Below are 20,548 nucleotides of genomic sequence, written 5' to 3'. Positions count from 1 at the left end.
TAAATATTAAGTCAAAATGATTGACATAATATTTATTGTCACTAATATAGTGTCATCAAAGAACATAAATGGGACATTTCATGGCACACTTTCGCCACGATATAATGAATAAAGCTAAAGTAACAGTATTACTCACGGCTATTTTTCATATATTTTTCAGCTTGCACTCATATGCTGTCGATATAAATAGTATTAAAACGGCAGCTAAATCAACCGACATTAATTTAAACAGCAGTCAAATAAATGCGATTAAGCAAAAACACTTAACCGCGGCATTAGTATGGCATGGGTCAAGTTCTTGGGTAAGCGCACTAACAAAAGGTGCTACAGAAACCTTTAATGCTATGGGTGTAGAAATTGTTGCCGTGACTGACGCTCAATTTGATCCCGCAAAGCAAGTAGCCGATCTAGAAAATATTAGCGCGCTATCTCCAGACATTATTTTGTCATTGTCAGTTGATAGTATCAGTACTAGCGCTAGCTATAAAAACGCGATTAAAAATGGCGCTAAATTAGTGCTGCTAAGTAACCCCATTGCAGGTTTTGTACATGGCGAAGATTATGTCGGCATCGTCACTGATGATATGTTTGGTATGGGCATTGCTGCTGCAGAGTTAGTGGCTTCTTCACTTAATAATCAAGGAAAAGTTGGCGTTATTTACCACGACGCAAAGTATTTCATCACCAATAACCGCGATCAAGCTTTTCAAAAAGCATTAAAGCAATATCCAAATATAAACGTTATCACCGAGCGCGGCTTTATTAAAGAGCATGAAACCAGCAATATTGCCGCGGCAATGGTACTTCAAAATCCAGATATTGAGGCTATTTATGTGTCGTGGGATACCGCCGCAGAAGGGGTTATTGAGGCACTAAGGTCATTAGATAGACGAGATATAAAAGTCATTACCCATGATTTAGGCGTGAATAATTTACTCGACATGGCGACAAACGGTAATTTATACGGCACGGTTTCAGATCGCCCATATGATATTGGCGCAACTATGGCTAAATTAGGCGCGGCTTCTTTAATAGGTGAAAAAGCGGCTCCTGTTACTATTGTGCCATTTGATAAAGTCATCAAAAAAGATATTTCTGCCATTTGGCAGCAAGCCTATAAAACCAGTTTACCTTCGTTATTAACTAAAGTTTTGCAACAAAATGAAAAGGACCACTAATGAATGCTCAAAGCCTGTCATTCAATTACGTTAAACAACTCGCGTTTAAACGAGAAGCTTATATCTATTATATTTTTCTTTTTGTGATGTTGTTTTTCGCAGTTGTGTTACACGATACCGCCTTTTTAACGGTGTCAAATTTTATGAATATTGTGAAACAAACTGCACCATTAACCATTATGGCGGTTGGGTTAACTTTTGCTTTAGCGGTAGGCCATATTGATTTATCTATTGGTTCAACAGTGGCATTAAGTGCTTTGGTAGGCGCATTATTATTACAACATACCGGTATACCATTAGCTGTACTTGGCGCATTAACAATAGGCTTAATTATTGGTTTAATTAACGGTTTGCTTATTGAACGCTTACAAGTTTCATCTCTTTTGATCACCTTAGGTACGATGGGAGTAGTTACAGGAATCGCAAGACAACTGACTAACTTAGAATCAGTGCCAATTATTAATCAAGATTTTACCTTTATTTTTGGTGCCGGTAACCTACTAGGTATCCCAGTATTACTCATTTGGACCATAGCTATAGGTGCCATCGCGTATATTGTTTTGAATAAATTAGCCAAAGGTCGTCACATTCTTGCGGTAGGTGGCAACCCTTCTGCGGCAAGAGCCATGGGGTTACAAGTGACGAAAATTAGAATTTATGCGCTATTAACATCGTCAGTTGCCGCATCGTTAGCAGGGCTATTATATGCTGGCCGACTACATGGTGCTCGATACACCTTAGGTGAAGCTGACTTATTAACCGTAATTGCCGCAGTAGCAATTGGTGGTACCAGCTTATTCGGCGGTAGAGCTTGCATTATTGGCGCTATATTAGGTTCATGGTTAATGGGCATGATTAATAATGGATTGATCTTGTCAGGATTTTCAACCAACGAACAAATGATCGCGCGTGGAGTAATTTTGATCATCGCCGTGGCAATTGGTGTTAAGGAGCTTAGAAATGGTTAGAACAGCATTAGATCAACCTGCATTAGAATTACAGTCGATTAAAAAAAGCTTTGGCGGTGTACATGCCTTAAAAAATGTCACCTTTAAAATTAATAAAGGTGAAGTTGTCGGCTTACTTGGTGATAACGGCGCAGGTAAATCGACCTTAGTAAAGTGTATTTCTGGCATACATGCACCAGACGAGGGTGAAGTGAAAGTTAACGGAGAAGCAGTAACCATCACTTCCCCTGAAGAGGCTCGAGCAGTGGGCATAGAAACTGTCTTTCAAGATTTAGCGATGATCCCTGAATTTAATATCGTTCAGAACTTATTCTTAAATCGTGAGATAAAACATAAAAACCCTATTTTACGTTGGCTAGGCTGGCTTGACACAAAAGCCATGATGAAGCGAGCAAAGAAATCGTTAAATCGATTAAACACACGAATTCCGTCATACGATGAACAAATTCACAACTTATCAGGCGGGCAACGCCAAGCTATTGCTATTGCTCGCGCCGTAAATTGGGGAGCTGACATTGTGATTATGGATGAACCTACAGCGGCACTTGGAGTTGAACAAAGTGCCCAAGTTAATGAGCTGATTAAAGTGATCAGCTCGCAAGGCGTAGCGGTATTATTAATTAGCCATAACATGCAACACGTAAAAGAAACCTGTGACCGAGCCGTTGTACTTTATCAAGGACATTCTGTTGCAGATGTTGCCGTAGCTGATGTCACTAAAGAAGATTTAGTTGCCTTAATTACTGGGGCGACAACCGCCGCAGCATAATTTAATTCAGGAATATGCTCTGGTGAAAGTGGCCAATTGTTAAACGTAAACATTAGTCACAAAAGTAACATACTAAGTCCCAAAAACTGTAACACATTCATTACCCCCTATTCATTTTAAAAATAGGGGTAGGAATTTTAGTCCCTAAAGGAAGATAACATGAGTCATGCAAAAAAGGTTTCTCAACTCATATCAACGCTAACAATTGAAGAAAAAGTTGGGCAATTATTCGTACTAGCCTTTGCCGGTGAAGACACTGAGTATGCATTGCAGCTAGTGAAAGATTTTCATGTTGGTGGCTTCTACATCACCGACGACAATGCAAGGTCATTAACTGACGCTAAAAAGTTATCGACTAAACTACAAGAACAAGCGGCATTAAGAAGTTGCGATGCGCCATTATTGCTCGCGGTAGATCAAGAAGGGGCGTGGGGAATATTAACTCATGAAACGGACTTAGGCCCCGGAAACTTAGCGCTAGGTAAAGCGAATGATTTGGCATTAACCGAAAGTATGTACCAAGTATTTGCCCAACAAATGCAGTCAATTGGTTACAACACCCTGTTATCTCCTTGCGTTGATGTTAATTCAAACCCGAAAAACCCTATCATCGGCCAACGCTCATTTGGCGAAACAGCTGAATTGGTTGCCAGTCACACTGAATCTGCCGTAAAAGGCATTATAAAAACGGGCAATCTCGCCTGCGCTAAACATTTCCCTGGACATGGCGATACCGCCATCGATAGCCATAGAACGCTCTCTCATGTGGATAAAAGCTTAGCCTCACTCATTACCGAAGACTTGCTGCCCTTTCAAAAAGCGATAGATGCTGGGGTATCTTTGGTGATGACCGCGCATATTCGATACCCACAAATTGATAGTGAACATCCGGCGACTTTATCACGAAAAATTTTAACGGACATTCTTAAAAACCAAATGAATTTCAATGGTTTGATCATTACCGATAGTATGAACATGTGGGCAATGCGTAAACATTACTCACCTGCACAAGCGGCGATAATGGCCATAAAAGCCGGTGCTCATTTAGTGATGTTAAGTGAAGAACACTACGAAAATGAAGCAACTCCCTATAAGCAAATACAGCAAGAAACCATTCAAGGAGTTATTAACGCTGTTAAAACTGGCGACCTTGACGAGCAATTACTCGATGAAACGCTGCAACATGTTTTATGCTTTAAGTATCGGGATTTAGAAACACACTGGCTCACTGAAACCTTAGATACCAATACTTGTAAGTTAATCGCTCAATCAGCGGCAGACAAAGCGGTAAAAGTCATTCGAAATACAAAAAACTTACTCCCTTTAATGAACGAACCTTTTTACTTAACCTTCGCTGCAAATCCGGCTTTGTATGAAAAATTAATCAATAGCCGCGGCATAGGTCCAAACGATCCTATTCCGGCAAGTGAAGTGTTCACCGAGTCACTTCGCGAAATTGATGCGACGTTTACCACAATACCCTATTTTCAATTTTCAGAGGTACTTGCTGGTCAAAAACACTTATCAAATGACCAACCTATTGTGATCGTCACAGAAGATTATCCTCTTCCTGGCGAAGATTTTTACAGTGACGAACAAGTTAACCGTGTGATCAATACACAGCAATTGTTTGGTGATCGCGTCATTGTTTTATCCCTCAGATCTGATTACGAACTCGTTAATTTTAACGATATAAACACCTATGTATGCGCTTTTTCCAGCCGTTCTGTAAGTGCAAAATCACTAGCAAAAATAATAACTTGCTAGATTAATTAGCGAAAACCCCAATGAAATTATAAAAAAGTGATTGACATTTAGTCAAAATGATTGATTATTAATTAGTAAAACCAATTGACAAAATAATTGATCAGCCAATTTAACAATAATAAAAGGGAAAAACATGTCTACTAAACGATTTAAACTCTCTAAGATACGCACAGCAGTTTTATGTTGTATGTCTTTTAGTTCAACCGCTTTATTAACCGCTTCTGGCAGTGTAATGGCTGAAGAAGCAGAAAAAAAAGCTATCGAAGTTATTGAGGTAAAAGGTATTCGTGGCAGTTTAACAAAAGCGTTAAACACTAAACGATTCAGTAACTCAGTATTAGATTCAATTTCTGCCGAAGATATTGGTAAATTTCCTGATAAAAACATTGGTGATGCTATGCAACGCATTCCTGGTGTAACTGTTGTCAGAACTTATGGCGAAGTTAACGGTGTAACCGTTCGCGGTACCGCGCCAGAACATAGTATGGTGCTGCTCAATGGTCAAAACGTAGCGAGTGTTGGTTGGTTCGACTTAGGCGGTATTAACCGTAGTTTCAATTTTGAAATGCTAGCCTCTGAACAAATTTCAGGTATGGACTTATACAAATCAGCCGAGGCGAACGTTAACGAAGGCGCTATTGGTGGTACGGTTAATTTAAAAACCCGCAAACCTTTAGAGTTAGACGCAGGTACTGTGTTTGCCTCTGTTGAGGGCGCTTATCATTCAAGTGTCGAAGAATGGGATCCAGCTTATTCTGCCTTAGGGAGTTGGAAAACAGATGATGAAAAATTTGGTATTTTAGTCGCATATTCTAATGAAGAATCAAAAGTATACCGCGAAACATTATCAAACTTTGGTTCACCAGGCGGTGCTAGTTTAACTGATAATATGGGTAATACACATAGTACCTATGGTGCGATGTCATCTATCTTATTTGATGAAGATCGTGAGCGTTCGAGTAGCCAAGTGACAATGCAATATGCGCCTTCAGACGATTTATTGTTAAGCTTAAATTACAACCTCTTTGAATTAAACAATGATCACAATAACTCGGCGTTATTCGGAATCGTGGGTTTTGGTTCACTTGATAGTAACTCTATTACCAAAAATAATGCTGGTGTAATTACTCGCGCCACGACAAACGGCGCAGGTGGTGCAGGTTTAGCACCATTATTTAATAATACAGTTTTACGAACACCAGAAATGCAAACTGATGCCTTAAACTTTACCGTGGAATACGATTCGGATGATTGGTCGGTAAATATCGTCGCAGGTAGTTCAAGTGCTGAAGGTAGAACAAAACAAAGCAGTACGTGGTGGGGTGACACAGAAAATACCGCTAATGCTGGTTATACCTACTCTGTTGACGGAGCACTAGAAATTATTCCGACAAACGCAGACTATATGAGTAGTCATAGTAATTTCATGATTTTCCAAGAATTTACTTATATCAATTATGTACGAGATAATGATATTGATTACCTTCAATCTGATTTTACTTTTCAGCTAGATAAAGGCATTTTTTCAACCATTGAAACAGGTTTAAAATTCCAAAACCAAACATTTGCCTCTCGTGGCGATTATCGTGATGTTGATGTTAATGTCGCTATCGCAGACGGCTTAACGTTGGCTGATTACAACGGCGGATTTGTTTCCGGTTTGCATAGTAAAGAAGGACGTTCAGGTAGTTTATCGGCATTCCCTGTCGCTAGTCGTGGAATATGGGATTACGCAGAGCAAAACCAAGCGACAACAACGACAACTTTAAGTCAATTTTCTATTGAAGAAGATATGACCGCCGCCTATGTAAAAGCTAATTTTCAAGGTGAAGGCTTTAGAGGTAACATTGGTTTACGTTACGTAGACACAGACGTTATCTCAAAAGGTAGTGTTGATGGTCAACCGTCTCAAGGTAAAAAGAATTACACAAACTTTCTTCCAAGCGTAAACATTGCGGCTGATATCTCGGACGACCTTATCTTCCGTTTCGCTGCAGGTTCAACGGTGGCACGTCCTGATTACGATGATATGCAAATGGCGGAAACAATTTCTGTTAGTTTTGCGACAGCTACTGTGGGTAGCCCAGATTTAGACCCATATAAGGCAGACCAATACGATATCGGCTTAGAATGGTATTTTGATCAAGCTTCAATTTTTGGCGCTACTTTATTTATTAAAAATATCAGTGACTATATTGAAACAACCTCGGCTGTTGAGTCATATGCTGGATGTTCTGAAACCTGCTTAGTAACGCGTTCTCGTAACGTAGGAACTGCAGATGTAACTGGGATAGAACTTCAAGCACAACATGACTTCGGAAATGGGTTTGGTGTACAAGGTAACTATACTTATACCGACAGTGAAGTAACTAATTCAGCCGGAAAAACTGTGCCACTAAATGAAGTATCTAAAAACTCTTTCAATGTATCAGCTTATTATGAAGATGATAGTTTCAGCGCTCGAGTAGCATATAACTATCGCGATGATTGGATGCGCGAATACAATGGAAGTGGCAGTGCAAGTGTAAACGACGCCTATAGCCAAATAGATGCGTCACTTGTCTGGCACGCGATGGAAAATGTCGATATTTCATTAGAAGCCGTAAACTTAACCAATGAAGCCTTAGTATTACGCCAACCTGACTTTGGCAATGTAATCCATAGTATCGACGAGTTTGGCGCTCGCTACTACCTTGGCGCTAGCATTAAGTTTTAATAGCAAAAGGACATTAGTCACTTTTTATAAAATAGGTTTGCACACACGTTCCTATTCTATGAAAAACTATCGTTTTATTAGCGGATAGTTAGCTAAAACAACGATTTTAGTGTGGTGTTGAATTACCACGGAAGACCAAGCCAGATCGATTATGATCTGGCTTTTTTCATATTTAATTAACTTGCTTTGTTTTTGTTGTTGTAAAAGTTTTAGTTTAAGTTAAATGATATATTGAACTTAAACTATCTGTGTCAGTTTCAATAAGAAGTCACTTTACCGGAAGATCAAACCACTTTTTCTTTTAGCCGAGTCTGCTACACTAGCGAAAATTTTTGATGAGTTTTTTATGTCTACTTTCGATTTTACCAGTTTCCCGCGTGCGGGCTTGATTCGCCGCTTTGCTTCTTGGATTTATGATCTATTACTCGCGATTGCCGTGTATATGGTTGCCGGCGCTATGGGCTTTCTTATCTTTGCAGTGTTTGCTTACTTTGGCTTAGTAGATATGAATGGTCATCAGCATTTGATTGATGCTCAACGTTCCTCATTACTTTATAGTACTTTGATCTATTCATGGAATATTGGTTGGGTGAGTTATTTTTTTATTTTCTTTTGGGCAAAGAGTGGCCAAACATTAGGGATGAAAGCTTGGCGTTTAAGAGTGCAAAATCAAGATGGCACGTTAATAAGCAAAGCTACGGGGATCAGACGTTTACTACCAACTCTGCTTGGCTTAGGGAATTTGTGGCTGTTAGTTGATTGGAAAAATAAATTGAGTTTACAAGATAAACTAACGAATACTGAGGTTGTTTTATTAACACTGGAAGCCAATAGAGGGCGTTTATAACCCTCTCAACGTTAACTTACTTTTAAAGCTAGACTAGGTTGTTTTTCTTTTCATGAAAAACAACGCAACACCGGTAAAAATGACACTCGGCATTAAAGCACCAAAAATAGCGGGTAGTTGATACACCAAGCTTAACGAGCCCAACACTTGGTTGGTAATAAAAAATAAGATCCCAGTTGCAACTCCCATCATGATACGAGCGCCCATAGATACCGAACGCAATGGGCCAAAAATAAACGAAAGCGCGACTAAAATCATGACAGCCACTGTGATTGGTTGCACTACTTTTCGCCAAAATGCTAACTGATAACGACTCGGATCTTGATCATTTTCTTTTAAGTAATCTAAATATTCGAGTAAATCTCTTACAGAAAGTGATTCAGGTTTTACGGTCACAACCCCTAATTTATCAGGCGTTAAAGACGACTGCCATGTGGTACTTTGCAAATTTTGACTGTTAATTTCACCATTCTTTATCTGAGTTTCAACCACAGTAGACAACAACCAGGCATCATTATGGTAAGTGGCACTATCAGCAGCAAGCCAACTTGTTAATTTTAGCTGATCATTAAAGCGATATATCTGTACCCCTTTTAAGGAGCCAGTATCTTCCACTTCATGAATATGCACAAAAAGGTCGCCATCTTTTGCCCAGGTACCGCCTGAGGCAGAAATTAAACTACCACCAGATATAGCTTGTGCTTTCACTTGCCTTGCCGATGCCTCGCCAACCGGCGCAATCCATTCACCTACCGTCATACTGATCACAATTAATATCGCTGCCGATTTCATCACAGATTTAATAATGTCTAATCGCGATAATCCTGATGCTTGCATCACGACAAGTTCTGAATTACTCGCCAACATTCCAATGCCAATTAAACCACCAATTAGGGCTGCCATTGGAAAAAACATTTCAACATCACGGGGGATAAAATAAAGGACATATAACGCCGCATGAGAAAGATCATAACTCCCTCGACCAACGGCTTTCATTTCTTCTACAAATTTAATGATGCCGCTTAAACTTACGAATACTGCTAGCGTTAAAAACGTGGTTGAAGCGATGATTCGGCCAATATAAAGATCTAAAATTTTCACGGTTAAGCAACTCCTTTACGAGGGAATTGCGGCAATTTTGCTTTTAATTTTAAACCAAAACTTCGCCCTTTCATTAACAGGCTTGCACCTAATAATAACGCCATAAAATGCACTGGCCATAAACCAATATGGCTCGGTAACGACTCGCTTTCTAAGCCTCGTTTTACCGCTGTTAATAATAAAAAGTAACTTAAAAAGAGTAATAAGGCTGGCAGCATTTTCGCAAATTTACCTTGGCGAGGATTCACCACACTTAAAGGAACCGCGACAAAAGTTAAAATGATACATGCCAACGGAAAAGCAATACGCCAATGAATTTCTGCTTTATATTCAGCATGAGTTGCTTTGAATAAATCTGCCGTAGGAATCGCTTTAAGTTTACGGCTTTTATGCTCGACTTTTTGATCTTGTATTTGGATGTAATATTTACCAAAAGACACTTGACGAAACTCGTCATTTTTCACGTCATTTTGATAACGAGTACCATTAGAAAGAATTAACTTTTGCGAGCCAGTAACATCTTCTATCACTTCACCTTTAGCGGCATACACTAAACTTGAATCGATAATACTGTTATGTTTTTTGTCATTATCGGGTAGTTGTGCAACAAATACTTTTCGTAAGCTATTATCTTCACGACTTTTATCATGAATGAAAACCACCGCTTTCTCATTACCTGTGGTTTGAAAGCGCCCAGCAATCAATGAACTTAAGCCAGAGTCTGCCGCTAACTGCTCTTTCACTTGATATTCATACTCGGCCGCCATTGGGGATAAATAAAGCGTAAAAAGGCCAGTGAACATAGCCGTTAAAAAAGCCAGTATTAAAGTCACCCGCACCACGTACCATTCACTCACACCACAAGCATGAAGAATCGACATTTCGTTATCGGCATAGATTCGGCCATAAGCGAGCAAAATACCTAAGAAAAAACTTAACGGTAAAATCATCCCTGCTAAATCAGGAATTTTCAAACCGATAAATACCATCACCATTTGACCGGGAATGCCGCCTTCGGATGCATCGTCTAATACCCGAACAAATTTATTACTAATAAAGATGGTCATTAAAACTATAAATACGGCGAATTGCGTTTTAGCGACTTCTTTTAATAAATAACGAAAAATAATCACAAAGAGATCCTACAAAAACTTAGTTTTTTTCTGACATATAGACAATTTTTGAGTAAACTTGTCGTTTTCATAAGTAAAATAATTTAATCGCCTTAAGGTAAAATTGCTGAGTCCGCCTATAATTATAGCCTTTAGCTTGATAAAATAGAAAGTCAGTTGATTAATTATTTGAAAAAGTATTACAGTAAGCTTATCTATTAAGTGTAGATTTAAGCAAGTTAAACTGCATTTTTTTTAGAAATCATTCAGTTTTACCTAAAAATTAGGAGAGCCCATGGAATTTAGTGTAAAAAGTGGCAGCCCAGAAAAACAACGCAGTGCCTGTATAGTTGTTGGTGTATTTGAGCCGAGACGTTTATCAACAATCGCAGAGCAACTGGACGAGATCAGTGAAGGTTACATTAGTAACCTTTTACGTCGTGGAGATCTTGAAGGCAAATCAGGGCAAATGCTGTTATTACATCATGTACCTAATATTTTAAGTGAACGTGTTTTATTAGTCGGTTGTGGTAAAGAGCGTGAATTAGACGAACGTCAATATCGTCAAATTATCAGTAAAACGATTAACACCTTAAATGAAACCGGTTCGATGGAAGCGGTTTGTTTCCTATCAGAATTACATGTAAAAGGCCGTGATAATTATTGGAAAGTTCGTCAAGCAGTAGAGGCAACTCAAGATTGTTTATATAGCTTTGATAGCTTAAAAACTCGTAAAGAAGAGCCTCGTCGCCCATTACGTAAAATTGTTTTTAATGTGCCGACTCGCCGTGAATTACCGTTAGGTGAACGTGCTATTGCCCACGGTCTTGCCATTTCAGAAGGTATTAACACCTGTAAAAATGTCGCAAATATGCCACCAAACATCTGTAACCCGGCTTATTTGGCTGAACAAGCTAAAATTCTTGAAAATGATTACGACAATGTCTCTACTGATATTGTTGATGAAAAACAAATGACAGAATTAGGTATGGGCTCATATCTAGCCGTTGGTCGTGGTTCGGTAAATGAATCTATGATGAGTGTTATAAAATATAACGGTGCAAAAGATGATTCAAACCCAATTGTATTAGTGGGTAAAGGCTTAACTTTTGATAGTGGTGGTATTTCTATCAAACCTAGTGAAGCAATGGATGAAATGAAATACGACATGGGTGGAGCCGCTGGAGTTTTAGGTGCCATGCACGCCTTAGCTGAGCTTAATTTACCCATCAATGTTATTGGTGTATTAGCCGGCTGTGAAAACATGCCAAGTAGCAATGCTTACCGCCCTGGTGATGTACTTACCACAATGTCAGGCCAAACCGTTGAAGTATTAAACACGGATGCAGAAGGTCGACTGGTACTATGTGATGCTTTAACTTATGTAGAGCGTTTTGAACCAGAATTAGTAGTAGATGTAGCAACCTTAACCGGCGCTTGTGTCGTGGCACTAGGTAAACATGCTACCGGCTTATTAAGTACTCATAATCCTTTAGCGCATGAATTATTAAATGCTTCTGAACAAAGTGGTGATAGAGCTTGGCGCTTACCGTTATGGGAAGAGTATCAAGATCAATTGGAAAGTCCATTCGCCGATTTTACCAACTTAGGTGGTCGCGCTGGTGGAACTATTACCGCCGCTTGTTTCCTAAGTCGCTTTACTAAAAAATATCACTGGGCTCATCTTGATATTGCTGGTACTGCATGGCGAAGTGGCGGAAAAGATAAAGGTTCAACAGGTCGCCCAGTAAGTATGCTAACTCAGTTTTTACTCAACCGTTCAGGCGCAGAGCAAGGCGAATAAAAGAGTTAACAAGTATTAAATGATGAATACTCAGGTAATGTTCTATCTTTTAGAACACGATGAAAATGCAGCACAAGCAAATAACAACCCAGATAAACACTATTTATCTTTGTTGCATAGCTGTTTTCAAGCGGCACATTTTTATCGTCAAAACCAACGCGTTTTCATTTATTGTCAAGACCAAGCACAAGCCCATCAAGTTGATGAGCTATTATGGTCATTTGAACCTGACAGCTTTGTCCCTCATAATTTAGTGAATGAAGGACAAAAAAACGGCGCGGCAGTTGAAATTAGTTGGCAAGTACCAACCAATCGTCGCCCTGTTTTAATTAATTTAACGAGCACAGTGCCAAACTTTGCTCATCAATTTTCACAAATCGTAGACTTTGTCCCAAGCGATGAACATTTAAAACAAAACGCACGTGAACGTTTTAAAGCATATCGCCAATTAGGCTTTCAGGTAGGTAATCAGCCTGCAAGCTCAAGCCAAGCAACGTCTTGATACATTTAAGAATAAAGTAGTTACCCTGATGGAAAAAACATTTAATCCCGCTGACATCGAACAATCACTCTACCAAAGCTGGGAAGAGCAAGGTTATTTTAGCCCTACCGGAACAGGTGATGGTTACTGTATCGCTATTCCACCACCGAATGTTACGGGTAGCTTGCACATGGGGCATGCGTTTCAACAAACCATTATGGACACCTTAATTCGTTATCAACGCATGCAAGGCAAAAGCACGTTGTGGCAATCAGGCTGTGATCATGCCGGTATTGCTACGCAAATGGTTGTTGAACGCAAAATAGCTGCTGAAGAGGAAAAAACACGTCACGATTATGGTCGCGAAGCCTTTATCGATAAAGTGTGGCAGTGGAAAGAAGAGTCTGGCGGTACAATCGGTCAACAAATGCGCCGCTTAGGTAATTCAATTGATTGGTCACGTGAACGTTTTACCATGGATGACGGCATGTCAGAAGCCGTTCAAGAAGTATTTGTTCGATTATTTGAAGATGATCTAATTTATCGTGGTAAACGCTTAGTGAATTGGGATCCAAAATTCCATACCGCAATTTCAGATCTTGAAGTAGAAAACAAAGATAAAAAAGGCCACATGTGGCACTTACGCTACCCTCTTGCCAATGGCGAAAAAACCGCAGAAGGTAAAGATTACCTAATTGTTGCGACCACTCGTCCTGAAACTATGTTAGGTGATACGGGCGTAGCGGTAAATCCAAAAGATGAGCGTTATAAAGACTTAATTGGTAAACATATTCAATTGCCTTTAGTCAATCGCCTTATCCCTATTGTTGGTGATGATCATGCCGATATGGAGAAAGGTACAGGGTGTGTAAAAATAACCCCTGCTCACGATTTTAACGATAATGAAGTAGGTAAACGTCATAACTTACCGCTCATTAATATATTAGATAAAAATGCCGCCATATTAGCGGTTGCTGAAGTGTATCAAAACAATGGCGAGCCAAGTGATGCTTATAGTCCTGAGCTACCTGCTGAGTTTGCTGGTTTAGATCGTTTTGTGGCACGAAAAGCGATTGTTGAAAAATTCGATGAATTGGGCTTTTTAGAAAGCGTAAAAGATCATGATTTAGTTGCACCGTATGGCGATCGTTCAGGCGTTATTATCGAGCCATTGTTAACTGATCAATGGTATGTTCGTGCAGCGCCACTTGCTGAGCCTGCTGTAGCCGCCGTTGAAAATGGCGACATTGAGTTTGTACCAAAGCAATATGAAAACATGTACAACGCTTGGATGCGTGATATTCAAGATTGGTGTATTTCTCGTCAATTATGGTGGGGACATAGAATTCCGGCATGGTATGACGAAAGTGGCAAAGTATACGTTGGTCGCAGCGAAGAAGCAGTACGCAAAAGCAATAACTTAGCAGATGATGTTGTGCTTAAGCAAGATGACGATGTATTAGATACTTGGTTTTCATCGGCCTTATGGACTTTCTCAACCTTAGGCTGGCCAAATAATGTTGAAGACTTAAAGAAATTTCACTCTACCGATGTACTAGTTACAGGCTTTGATATTATCTTTTTCTGGGTTGCTCGCATGATCATGATGACCATGCATTTCATCAAAGATGAAAATGGTAATCCGCAAGTGCCATTTAAAAAAGTGTATGTAACAGGCCTTATTCGCGATGAAAATGGCGATAAAATGAGTAAATCTAAAGGCAATGTGGTTGATCCTTTAGACATGATTGACGGGATTTCTTTAGACGACTTATTAGAGAAACGTACTGGCAACATGATGCAACCTCAGCTTGCCAAGAAAATTACCAAATTAACGAAAAAAGAATATCCAGACGGCATTGAAGCACATGGCACCGATGCTTTACGTTTCACCTTAACCTCTGTCGCGTCTACTGGACGTGATATCAGTTGGGACATGAAACGTTTAGATGGTTATCGAAACTTCTGTAATAAATTATGGAACGCTAGTCGTTACGTATTAATGAATACGGAAGAGCATGATTGCGGATTAGCCAATCAAGACGTTGAGTTTTCGCTGGCTGATCGTTGGATCAAAGCACAATTACAGCAAACCATTAAAACCGTTCATGAAGCTTTTTATTCATTTAGATTTGATCTGGCTTCTCAAGCATTATATGAATTCACTTGGAACCAATTCTGTGACTGGTATTTAGAGTTAACTAAGCCTGTTTTATTTAAAGGCAGCGAAGCGCAACAACGTGGAACTCGCCAAACCTTAGTTGAAACGCTAGAAACGCTTTTACGATTAATGCACCCAATTATGCCGTTTATCACTGAAACAATTTGGCAACGCGTCGTGCCATTAACTAAGTTTGAAAAGTGTGGCGACAGCATCATGTTGCAAAGCTTCCCACAATATGACGAAACGATTGTTGATAATCAAGCAAGCGCAGATTTAGAGTGGGTAAAACAGTTTATTATTGCTATTCGTAATATTCGTGGTGAGATGGATATAGCGCCAAGCAAACCATTGCCAGTATTACTTAAAAATGTGAATGACAACGATCAACGCCGTTTAACAGACAATGAACAGTTTTTGTCTGCGCTTGCTAAACTTGAATCTATTCAAGTGTTAAGTGATAACGAAGAAGGTCCGGCTTCTGCAACCGCTGTTGTTGGTGACTTATCTCTATTAATTCCAATGGCAGGCTTGATTGACAAAGAAGCTGAGCTTGCCCGTTTAACCAAAGCGATTGAAAAAATAGAGAAAGATAGTCAAAAAGTTCGTGGCAAATTAAGTAATGAAAATTTTGTTGCTAAAGCGCCAGCTGCGGTTATAGAGAAAGAACAAGCAAAACTAGCTGACGCTGAATCTACATTAACCAAAATGCGTGAACAGAAAGCTCAAATAGCTGCCCTGTAAACGCAGATACCCATAAAGATAAAGCCAGTGTATACACTGGCTTTATCTGTCATAAAAAAGTCAAGTAAATTTCACATTTTTTCAAGATCTTGAGGAACTATTGTGTTAGCATGTTGTCGCGTTGAGTTTTTGCGTTTCGGGAGAAGGAAAATATTAATCTTTTTTAAATAGTGATATTTGAACAGATTAATTACCTAGACGCTTTAGAATTGTGTTATTGGAAACCTTTCTCTGTCTGTACTTTAGGTAGAGGGCATTTACTCCGTATCTGGCTAAATAATTAGCCTTTTTTTAATTTCTAACCTGCGAGAAATGTTGGTATGTCTGAGACAGTAACTGGTAAAGTAAAATTTTTTAATGAATCTAAAGGCTTCGGTTTTATCGAGCAAGAAAATGGCCCTGACGTGTTTGTTCACTTCAGCGCAATCTCTGGAGACGGCTTCCGTACTTTGACTGATGGTCAAGCGGTATCTTTCTCAGTTAAACAAGGCCAAAAAGGTCCTGAAGCTGAAAACGTTGTAGCATCTTAAGCTAAACGGTTTTAAATTTATAAAACGGAGCAATTTATTGCTCCGTTTTTTTATGCTGATAATTAACGACTTAACTAACTGAATCACAAGAATAACCCGTACTCAACACGATAATTTTTATCTCCTATTAGAATATAGTCTAATGCTAAGGCTAGCTTTCCTTTTACTTTCGGGCAAAATCATTAATAAAAATTCGCAAAACCTCATTCATTGACTAATATTTAACCATTCACATGAAGTGATGTTTATTATCTAAAGTAAAAAACTAACATTAAAACTAAAAGGATTTAGTCATGAAAATTTTAAAACAATTAGTCTTACTCTTCGCATTATCTACCCCGCTTTACTCGCTCGCAGGTATCATTTTTATCAATGAAATTCACTACGATAATATTGGCACCGACCAACATGAATTCTTCGAATTGATGGCGGAAGCTGGCACTGATCTTACTGGTTGGCAAGTAGAACTGTACAATGGGAGTAATGGTGCAACTTATGGCAACGCGATTAATTTATCAGGTATCATTTCAGACACCAATAATGGTTTTGGTTTTGCGTCGTTTTCACCGAGCAATATTCAAAATGGTGCGCCTGATGGTTTGGCGCTGATAGATAACTTAGGAGTAGTAAGACAATTTTTGTCTTATGAAGGCACGATAACCGCTACATCTGGTACTGCAATAGGCTTAACAAGCACAGATATTGGTATTAGTGAAAGCAGCAGTACAACACCGAGCAATTTTTCATTGCAACTGACAGGGACGGGATATCATTATCAAGATTTTAGCTGGCAAGCCATGACACATACTTCAGGAGCCATTAATAGCCAGCAAATTATCAAAACTAGGAATAACGTTACTGTGTCAGAGCCCTCAGCGTTAGAATTATTGCTTATGGCATTAGCGCTATTAGTTTTACTTAAAGTCAGCAGCGCTCATTCATTTGGCCGCTTCGTTTATGAATCTGCATAACTACAACCAATAAATGTACTCAAATATATCTACTGAGTTTGATATTTTATTGAAGTTGCTTGGTAACAATATCCGTAATTAATTGGCAATGATCATCTCTATCGTTCAGTGCTGGAATATAATGATATTCTTTACCGCCAGCTTCAATAAACACCGCTTTATTTTCGTGGACAAGCTCTTCGAGAGTTTCGAGACAATCAGCACTAAATGCAGGGCTGACGATAGCAACACTTTGACAGCCCTCTTTTGCTAAATGCTCTAATGTTGCATCAGTATATGGTTGCAGCCATTCTGCTTTGCCAAATCTTGATTGAAAGGTCATGATATATTCATCACTCGCAAGTCCTAGTTCATCAACCAATAAACGCGTGGTTTTATGACAAAAACAATAATAAGGATCGCCTTTCTCCAAAAAGTACTTTGGCATACCATGATAAGAAAGCACTAATTTTTCAGGCTTACCTACGGCTTGAAAATGCTCATTAATACTATTAGCTAATGCCTTAATATATAACGGATGATCATAATAACCGCTAATAAAGTGTAATGACGGGATCCAACGCCATTGCTTTATCTCGTTAACCACAGCATCAAATGTTGAGCCAGTAGTTGGTCCTGCATACTGAGGATAAAGTGGCAAGACAACGATATTATCAATGCCTTGCTGTTGAAAGTTATTTAAAGCCTCGCCAATAGAGGGAGCTCCGTAACGCATCGCTAAATCGACAACAACGTCTTCATTATTATCATGTAGACTTTTAGCCACTTTTGCTGTGATTTGCTCGCTGATCACCATCAAAGGTGAACCGGCATCAGTCCAAATACTTTGATATAATTTTGCCGACTTTTTGGGCCGCAATCTTAAAATGATGCCGTGTAAAATAATTAACCAAACTATTCGAGGAATTTCAACGACACGCGGATCAGACAAAAACTCTCTAAGGTATGTTCTTAAAGAAGCAGCCGTAGGAGCACTTGGGGTGCCTAAGTTGGTTAACAGTATCGCTGTTTTTTTCTTTTGGTCATTTTTGCGATTGTCATGAATCGACTTATCTCGACCTAAGTAACGGGATTTCAATAAACTTCCTTAATTTATCACTAATAAACGAACGCTAAGCTATCAATTGTCGAGTTGTTCAACCAGGCTATCAATCACTAATTCAATAACTTCTTTGGTATCGACACTGACATCAGTAATTTCAGCTTTAAAATCACCAGGCTTGATTCCAACGCCACCACTTTTAGAGATAATGGCATAAACATTAACATTTTCTGCGTCACTTAATTTTGCGGCCGGTGTCATGGCACGTTGATCATTTAACACCACATCTATCGGTAAATCACTGGCTTGTACTTTTATAGCAGCTAACGGCATTCTTCCACCATCGCTGGGAATGGCATAAATAAAGACAACTTTATCTTCACCTTGATTAAGTTTCGTTAATATTTCTTCACTGACGCGAACATGTAAAGATAATTGGGGACCTGAACTACTGATGTTGTCAGCCACTTTCCCCCCCGTTAATGCTAATCGATTTTTTGCTTCGACAATTGCACTTTTTAACGCATCACTATTCACGGTTGGCCTATTTTCATCTACAACCGTTTGCCAATAATTAATCGCCTGTTGATAGTTATTATTGATAAAGTTATTCATGCCCAACAAAATGTTAGTTGATGGATCTTTGGCGTCTAACGACAATGCTTTATCAATAAAGTATTGCACTTCTTCCGTTATTTTTTGGGCATTTTTGTAATAACTCGCTTGCGCTTTAGCACCAAATAAATCGGCTTGTTCACCATCAATTTCAATTACTTTATCAAAGGCGTTTAACGCATCATCAAACTCACCAATTCCGACTAATGCTTGCCCTAAACTATACCAAGCATCTGAATTATTGGGTTGTTGTTCTGTGGTTTTCTTTAATTTTTGAATCTCGACGATCATCTGTTGTTGCTCATCAAGTGCTTGATGACCACCATTAGCTTTTGGTGTATTAGCGATAAGCTCCATTGAGCCTCGTTCGCTGTATAATGCAACACTAAAAATAATAATAAATAACGAAATAGTCGCCGGCCAAATAATTGAAAGCGAAGATTTTTTGTCTACTGAAAGATTAGCTTCACTAGCATTATCTTGAATATCTTGTAATAAACTCTGCTCAAGCTCGGCAACTATATATTCATAGCTTTCTTCGTCTAAACTGCCTTGTTGAAAGTCTTTCTCAATTTCAGCTTTATGTTCATGATATAAACGCACATTGGTTTCGTCGCGAAAGCTATTGTCAATTTTCACTTTCTGGCGATTTTGATTGAGGTAATGAGCCCAAACAATAATGAGCAACAAGAGTATAAAGGCAACAACAATAATAAGGAGTTCTAACATAAATTATTTATCTTTTAAAATTTGAGCTAATTTATCTTTTTGTTCGTCTGATAAGACAATCGTTTCTTTTTTCACTGGCTTTTTACGTAATATTTGCACAACAACCATTACGCCAATCAACAATAAAAACGCAGGGCCAAACCAAAGCACATAAGTTAGGCTTGATACTTGAGGGCGATATAAAACAAATTCACCATATCGTTGTACCATAAAGCCAACAATCTCACCGTCAGATTTGCCTTGTTCAAGCAGGTTATAAACTTCTCGGCGCAAGTCAGCAGCAATGGGCGAATTAGAATCGGCTAAATTTTGATTTTGACACTTAGGACATCGCAGTTCTTTTACAAGAGATTTATATCTTGTTTCAGTAACTTCATCCGGAAAAACGTAGGTATCAGTTTCCCAAGCTTCAGTTGAAAACACAAAGAAAAACAGTAAAGTAAAAATAAGATATTTCATTACGATGTACCTGCAACTAATTCTTTTTCAAGACTTTCAATTAAAGGTAAAAACTTTTCTTGCCACACTTTACCGTCAATTGGTCCTACATGTTTCATTCTAATAATACCTTTACTGTCAATAACAAAGGTTTCTGGTGCTGCCGTTACGCCCAACTCAATACCTAATTTGCCAAGCGGATCAAAAATAGAAAACAGATAAGGGTCTTGATAATCTTTTAACCATTGCCTTGCATCATCACGATCATCTTTATAATTCAAACCATATAACGCGACACGACCACTTTGGGCGATATCAACTAAATACGGATGTTCATATTTACAGTAAACACACCAAGTTCCCCAAACATTCAATAGCTTAATGTCACCAACTAAATCCTTTTCAGTGAGCATAACCTTTGGTTTTAACAATTGCGTAAGAACAAACTCAGGCATTTTCTGGCCAACTAATGCCGAAGGTAACGCTTGAGGATTTAACGCTAAACCACGGTACAAAATGATCCCTAGCGATATAAATAAAATTAACGGTATAAAGCGGATTATTTTATTCATTTA

General features: G+C 38.8%; 17 protein-coding genes. 11 read left to right on the top strand and 6 right to left on the bottom strand.

Features of this window, described 5'->3' with window-relative positions:
* The first annotated feature begins 80 nt into the window (after window positions 1-80).
* From Q4493_RS15315 to Q4493_RS15290, 6 genes are all read left to right on the top strand, one after another.
* Window positions 81-1,178, top strand: coding sequence for a substrate-binding domain-containing protein (locus Q4493_RS15315; protein WP_303454454.1), 1,098 nt, complete (start codon window positions 81-83; stop codon window positions 1,176-1,178).
* Entirely contained in the window at window positions 1,178-2,146 is a 969-nt protein-coding gene (locus tag Q4493_RS15310; protein ID WP_303454452.1) for an ABC transporter permease, read from the top strand. The genes Q4493_RS15315 and Q4493_RS15310 overlap by 1 nt, the downstream gene beginning before the upstream one ends.
* The gene (locus Q4493_RS15305) at window positions 2,139-2,915 is read left to right on the top strand and encodes an ATP-binding cassette domain-containing protein (protein ID WP_303454450.1); all 777 of its coding nucleotides are present in this window, start codon (window positions 2,139-2,141) and stop codon (window positions 2,913-2,915) included. The genes Q4493_RS15310 and Q4493_RS15305 overlap by 8 nt, the downstream gene beginning before the upstream one ends.
* Window positions 2,916-3,074: 159 nt before the next feature.
* The gene (locus tag Q4493_RS15300; RefSeq protein ID WP_303454449.1) at window positions 3,075-4,682 is read left to right on the top strand and encodes a glycoside hydrolase family 3 protein; all 1,608 of its coding nucleotides are present in this window, start codon (window positions 3,075-3,077) and stop codon (window positions 4,680-4,682) included.
* 133 nt (window positions 4,683-4,815) lie between these two features.
* Window positions 4,816-7,398 (top strand): TonB-dependent receptor, encoded by a 2,583-nt coding sequence (locus Q4493_RS15295; protein ID WP_303454446.1) that lies wholly within the window; start codon window positions 4,816-4,818, stop codon window positions 7,396-7,398.
* A gap of 346 nt (window positions 7,399-7,744) precedes the next feature.
* Window positions 7,745-8,245 (top strand): RDD family protein, encoded by a 501-nt coding sequence (locus Q4493_RS15290; protein ID WP_303454444.1) that lies wholly within the window; start codon window positions 7,745-7,747, stop codon window positions 8,243-8,245.
* 33 nt (window positions 8,246-8,278) lie between these two features.
* Here Q4493_RS15290 and lptG read toward each other — a convergent pair whose 3' ends face one another.
* Entirely contained in the window at window positions 8,279-9,346 is a 1,068-nt protein-coding gene (gene lptG / locus Q4493_RS15285; protein WP_303454441.1) for an LPS export ABC transporter permease LptG, read from the bottom strand.
* A 2-nt stretch (window positions 9,347-9,348) separates the two neighbouring features.
* Window positions 9,349-10,479: an LPS export ABC transporter permease LptF gene (lptF, locus tag Q4493_RS15280; protein ID WP_303454439.1), complete on the bottom strand. Its 1,131-nt coding sequence runs from the start codon at window positions 10,477-10,479 to the stop codon at window positions 9,349-9,351.
* 274 nt (window positions 10,480-10,753) lie between these two features.
* Here lptF and pepA point away from each other — a divergent pair, with 274 nt between their 5' ends.
* From pepA to Q4493_RS15255, 5 genes are all read left to right on the top strand, one after another.
* Window positions 10,754-12,262: a leucyl aminopeptidase gene (pepA, locus tag Q4493_RS15275; RefSeq protein WP_303454435.1), complete on the top strand. Its 1,509-nt coding sequence runs from the start codon at window positions 10,754-10,756 to the stop codon at window positions 12,260-12,262.
* A 19-nt stretch (window positions 12,263-12,281) separates the two neighbouring features.
* Window positions 12,282-12,764 (top strand): DNA polymerase III subunit chi, encoded by a 483-nt coding sequence (locus Q4493_RS15270; protein WP_303454432.1) that lies wholly within the window; start codon window positions 12,282-12,284, stop codon window positions 12,762-12,764.
* Window positions 12,765-12,792: 28 nt separating this feature from the next.
* Window positions 12,793-15,648, top strand: a complete 2,856-nt coding sequence (locus tag Q4493_RS15265) for a valine--tRNA ligase (protein ID WP_303454429.1) — start codon at window positions 12,793-12,795, stop codon at window positions 15,646-15,648.
* 320 nt (window positions 15,649-15,968) lie between these two features.
* Window positions 15,969-16,178: a cold-shock protein gene (locus Q4493_RS15260; protein WP_303454427.1), complete on the top strand. Its 210-nt coding sequence runs from the start codon at window positions 15,969-15,971 to the stop codon at window positions 16,176-16,178.
* Window positions 16,179-16,471: 293 nt separating this feature from the next.
* Complete coding sequence (locus tag Q4493_RS15255) at window positions 16,472-17,149, top strand: hypothetical protein (protein ID WP_303454424.1); 678 nt, start codon at window positions 16,472-16,474, stop codon at window positions 17,147-17,149.
* 46 nt (window positions 17,150-17,195) lie between these two features.
* On the opposite strand, the gene hemH is transcribed toward Q4493_RS15255, so the two are convergent.
* The 4 genes from hemH to Q4493_RS15235 all read right to left on the bottom strand — a co-directional run bounded on the left by hemH (window position 17,196) and on the right by Q4493_RS15235 (window position 20,545).
* On the bottom strand, window positions 17,196-18,194 hold the full coding sequence (gene hemH, locus Q4493_RS15250) for a ferrochelatase (RefSeq protein ID WP_303454606.1): 999 nt from the start codon (window positions 18,192-18,194) through the stop codon (window positions 17,196-17,198).
* Between the two features lie 75 nt (window positions 18,195-18,269).
* On the bottom strand, window positions 18,270-19,535 hold the full coding sequence (gene ccmI, locus Q4493_RS15245) for a c-type cytochrome biogenesis protein CcmI (protein ID WP_303454421.1): 1,266 nt from the start codon (window positions 19,533-19,535) through the stop codon (window positions 18,270-18,272).
* 3 nt (window positions 19,536-19,538) lie between these two features.
* The gene (locus tag Q4493_RS15240) at window positions 19,539-19,994 is read right to left on the bottom strand and encodes a cytochrome c-type biogenesis protein (protein ID WP_303454418.1); all 456 of its coding nucleotides are present in this window, start codon (window positions 19,992-19,994) and stop codon (window positions 19,539-19,541) included.
* Window positions 19,994-20,545: a DsbE family thiol:disulfide interchange protein gene (locus Q4493_RS15235; protein WP_303454416.1), complete on the bottom strand. Its 552-nt coding sequence runs from the start codon at window positions 20,543-20,545 to the stop codon at window positions 19,994-19,996. Before Q4493_RS15235 ends, Q4493_RS15240 begins: the two co-directional genes overlap by 1 nt.
* Window positions 20,546-20,548: the final 3 nt, after the last annotated feature.

It is taken from the genome of Colwellia sp. 1_MG-2023, from assembly GCF_030546755.1.
GTDB lineage: Bacteria > Pseudomonadota > Gammaproteobacteria > Enterobacterales > Alteromonadaceae > Thalassotalea_H.
This window is presented reverse-complemented; position numbering and strand designations above follow the sequence as displayed.

Bases quoted from the DNA above. Each gene is read 5' to 3' on its own strand.
- Q4493_RS15295 (WP_303454446.1), top strand. From the start codon at position 4,816: ATGTCTACTAAACGATTTAAACTCTCTAAGATACGCACAGCAGTTTTA.
- Q4493_RS15240 (WP_303454418.1), bottom strand. From the start codon at position 19,994: ATGAAATATCTTATTTTTACTTTACTGTTTTTCTTTGTGTTTTCAACT.
- ccmI (WP_303454421.1), bottom strand. From the start codon at position 19,535: ATGTTAGAACTCCTTATTATTGTTGTTGCCTTTATACTCTTGTTGCTC.
- pepA (WP_303454435.1), top strand. From the start codon at position 10,754: ATGGAATTTAGTGTAAAAAGTGGCAGCCCAGAAAAACAACGCAGTGCC.
- Q4493_RS15290 (WP_303454444.1), top strand. From the start codon at position 7,745: ATGTCTACTTTCGATTTTACCAGTTTCCCGCGTGCGGGCTTGATTCGC.
- Q4493_RS15255 (WP_303454424.1), top strand. From the start codon at position 16,472: ATGAAAATTTTAAAACAATTAGTCTTACTCTTCGCATTATCTACCCCG.
- Q4493_RS15315 (WP_303454454.1), top strand. From the start codon at position 81: ATGGCACACTTTCGCCACGATATAATGAATAAAGCTAAAGTAACAGTA.
- Q4493_RS15270 (WP_303454432.1), top strand. From the start codon at position 12,282: ATGATGAATACTCAGGTAATGTTCTATCTTTTAGAACACGATGAAAAT.
- Q4493_RS15310 (WP_303454452.1), top strand. From the start codon at position 1,178: ATGAATGCTCAAAGCCTGTCATTCAATTACGTTAAACAACTCGCGTTT.
- Q4493_RS15305 (WP_303454450.1), top strand. From the start codon at position 2,139: ATGGTTAGAACAGCATTAGATCAACCTGCATTAGAATTACAGTCGATT.
- Q4493_RS15235 (WP_303454416.1), bottom strand. From the start codon at position 20,545: ATGAATAAAATAATCCGCTTTATACCGTTAATTTTATTTATATCGCTA.
- Q4493_RS15260 (WP_303454427.1), top strand. From the start codon at position 15,969: ATGTCTGAGACAGTAACTGGTAAAGTAAAATTTTTTAATGAATCTAAA.
- Q4493_RS15300 (WP_303454449.1), top strand. From the start codon at position 3,075: ATGAGTCATGCAAAAAAGGTTTCTCAACTCATATCAACGCTAACAATT.
- Q4493_RS15265 (WP_303454429.1), top strand. From the start codon at position 12,793: ATGGAAAAAACATTTAATCCCGCTGACATCGAACAATCACTCTACCAA.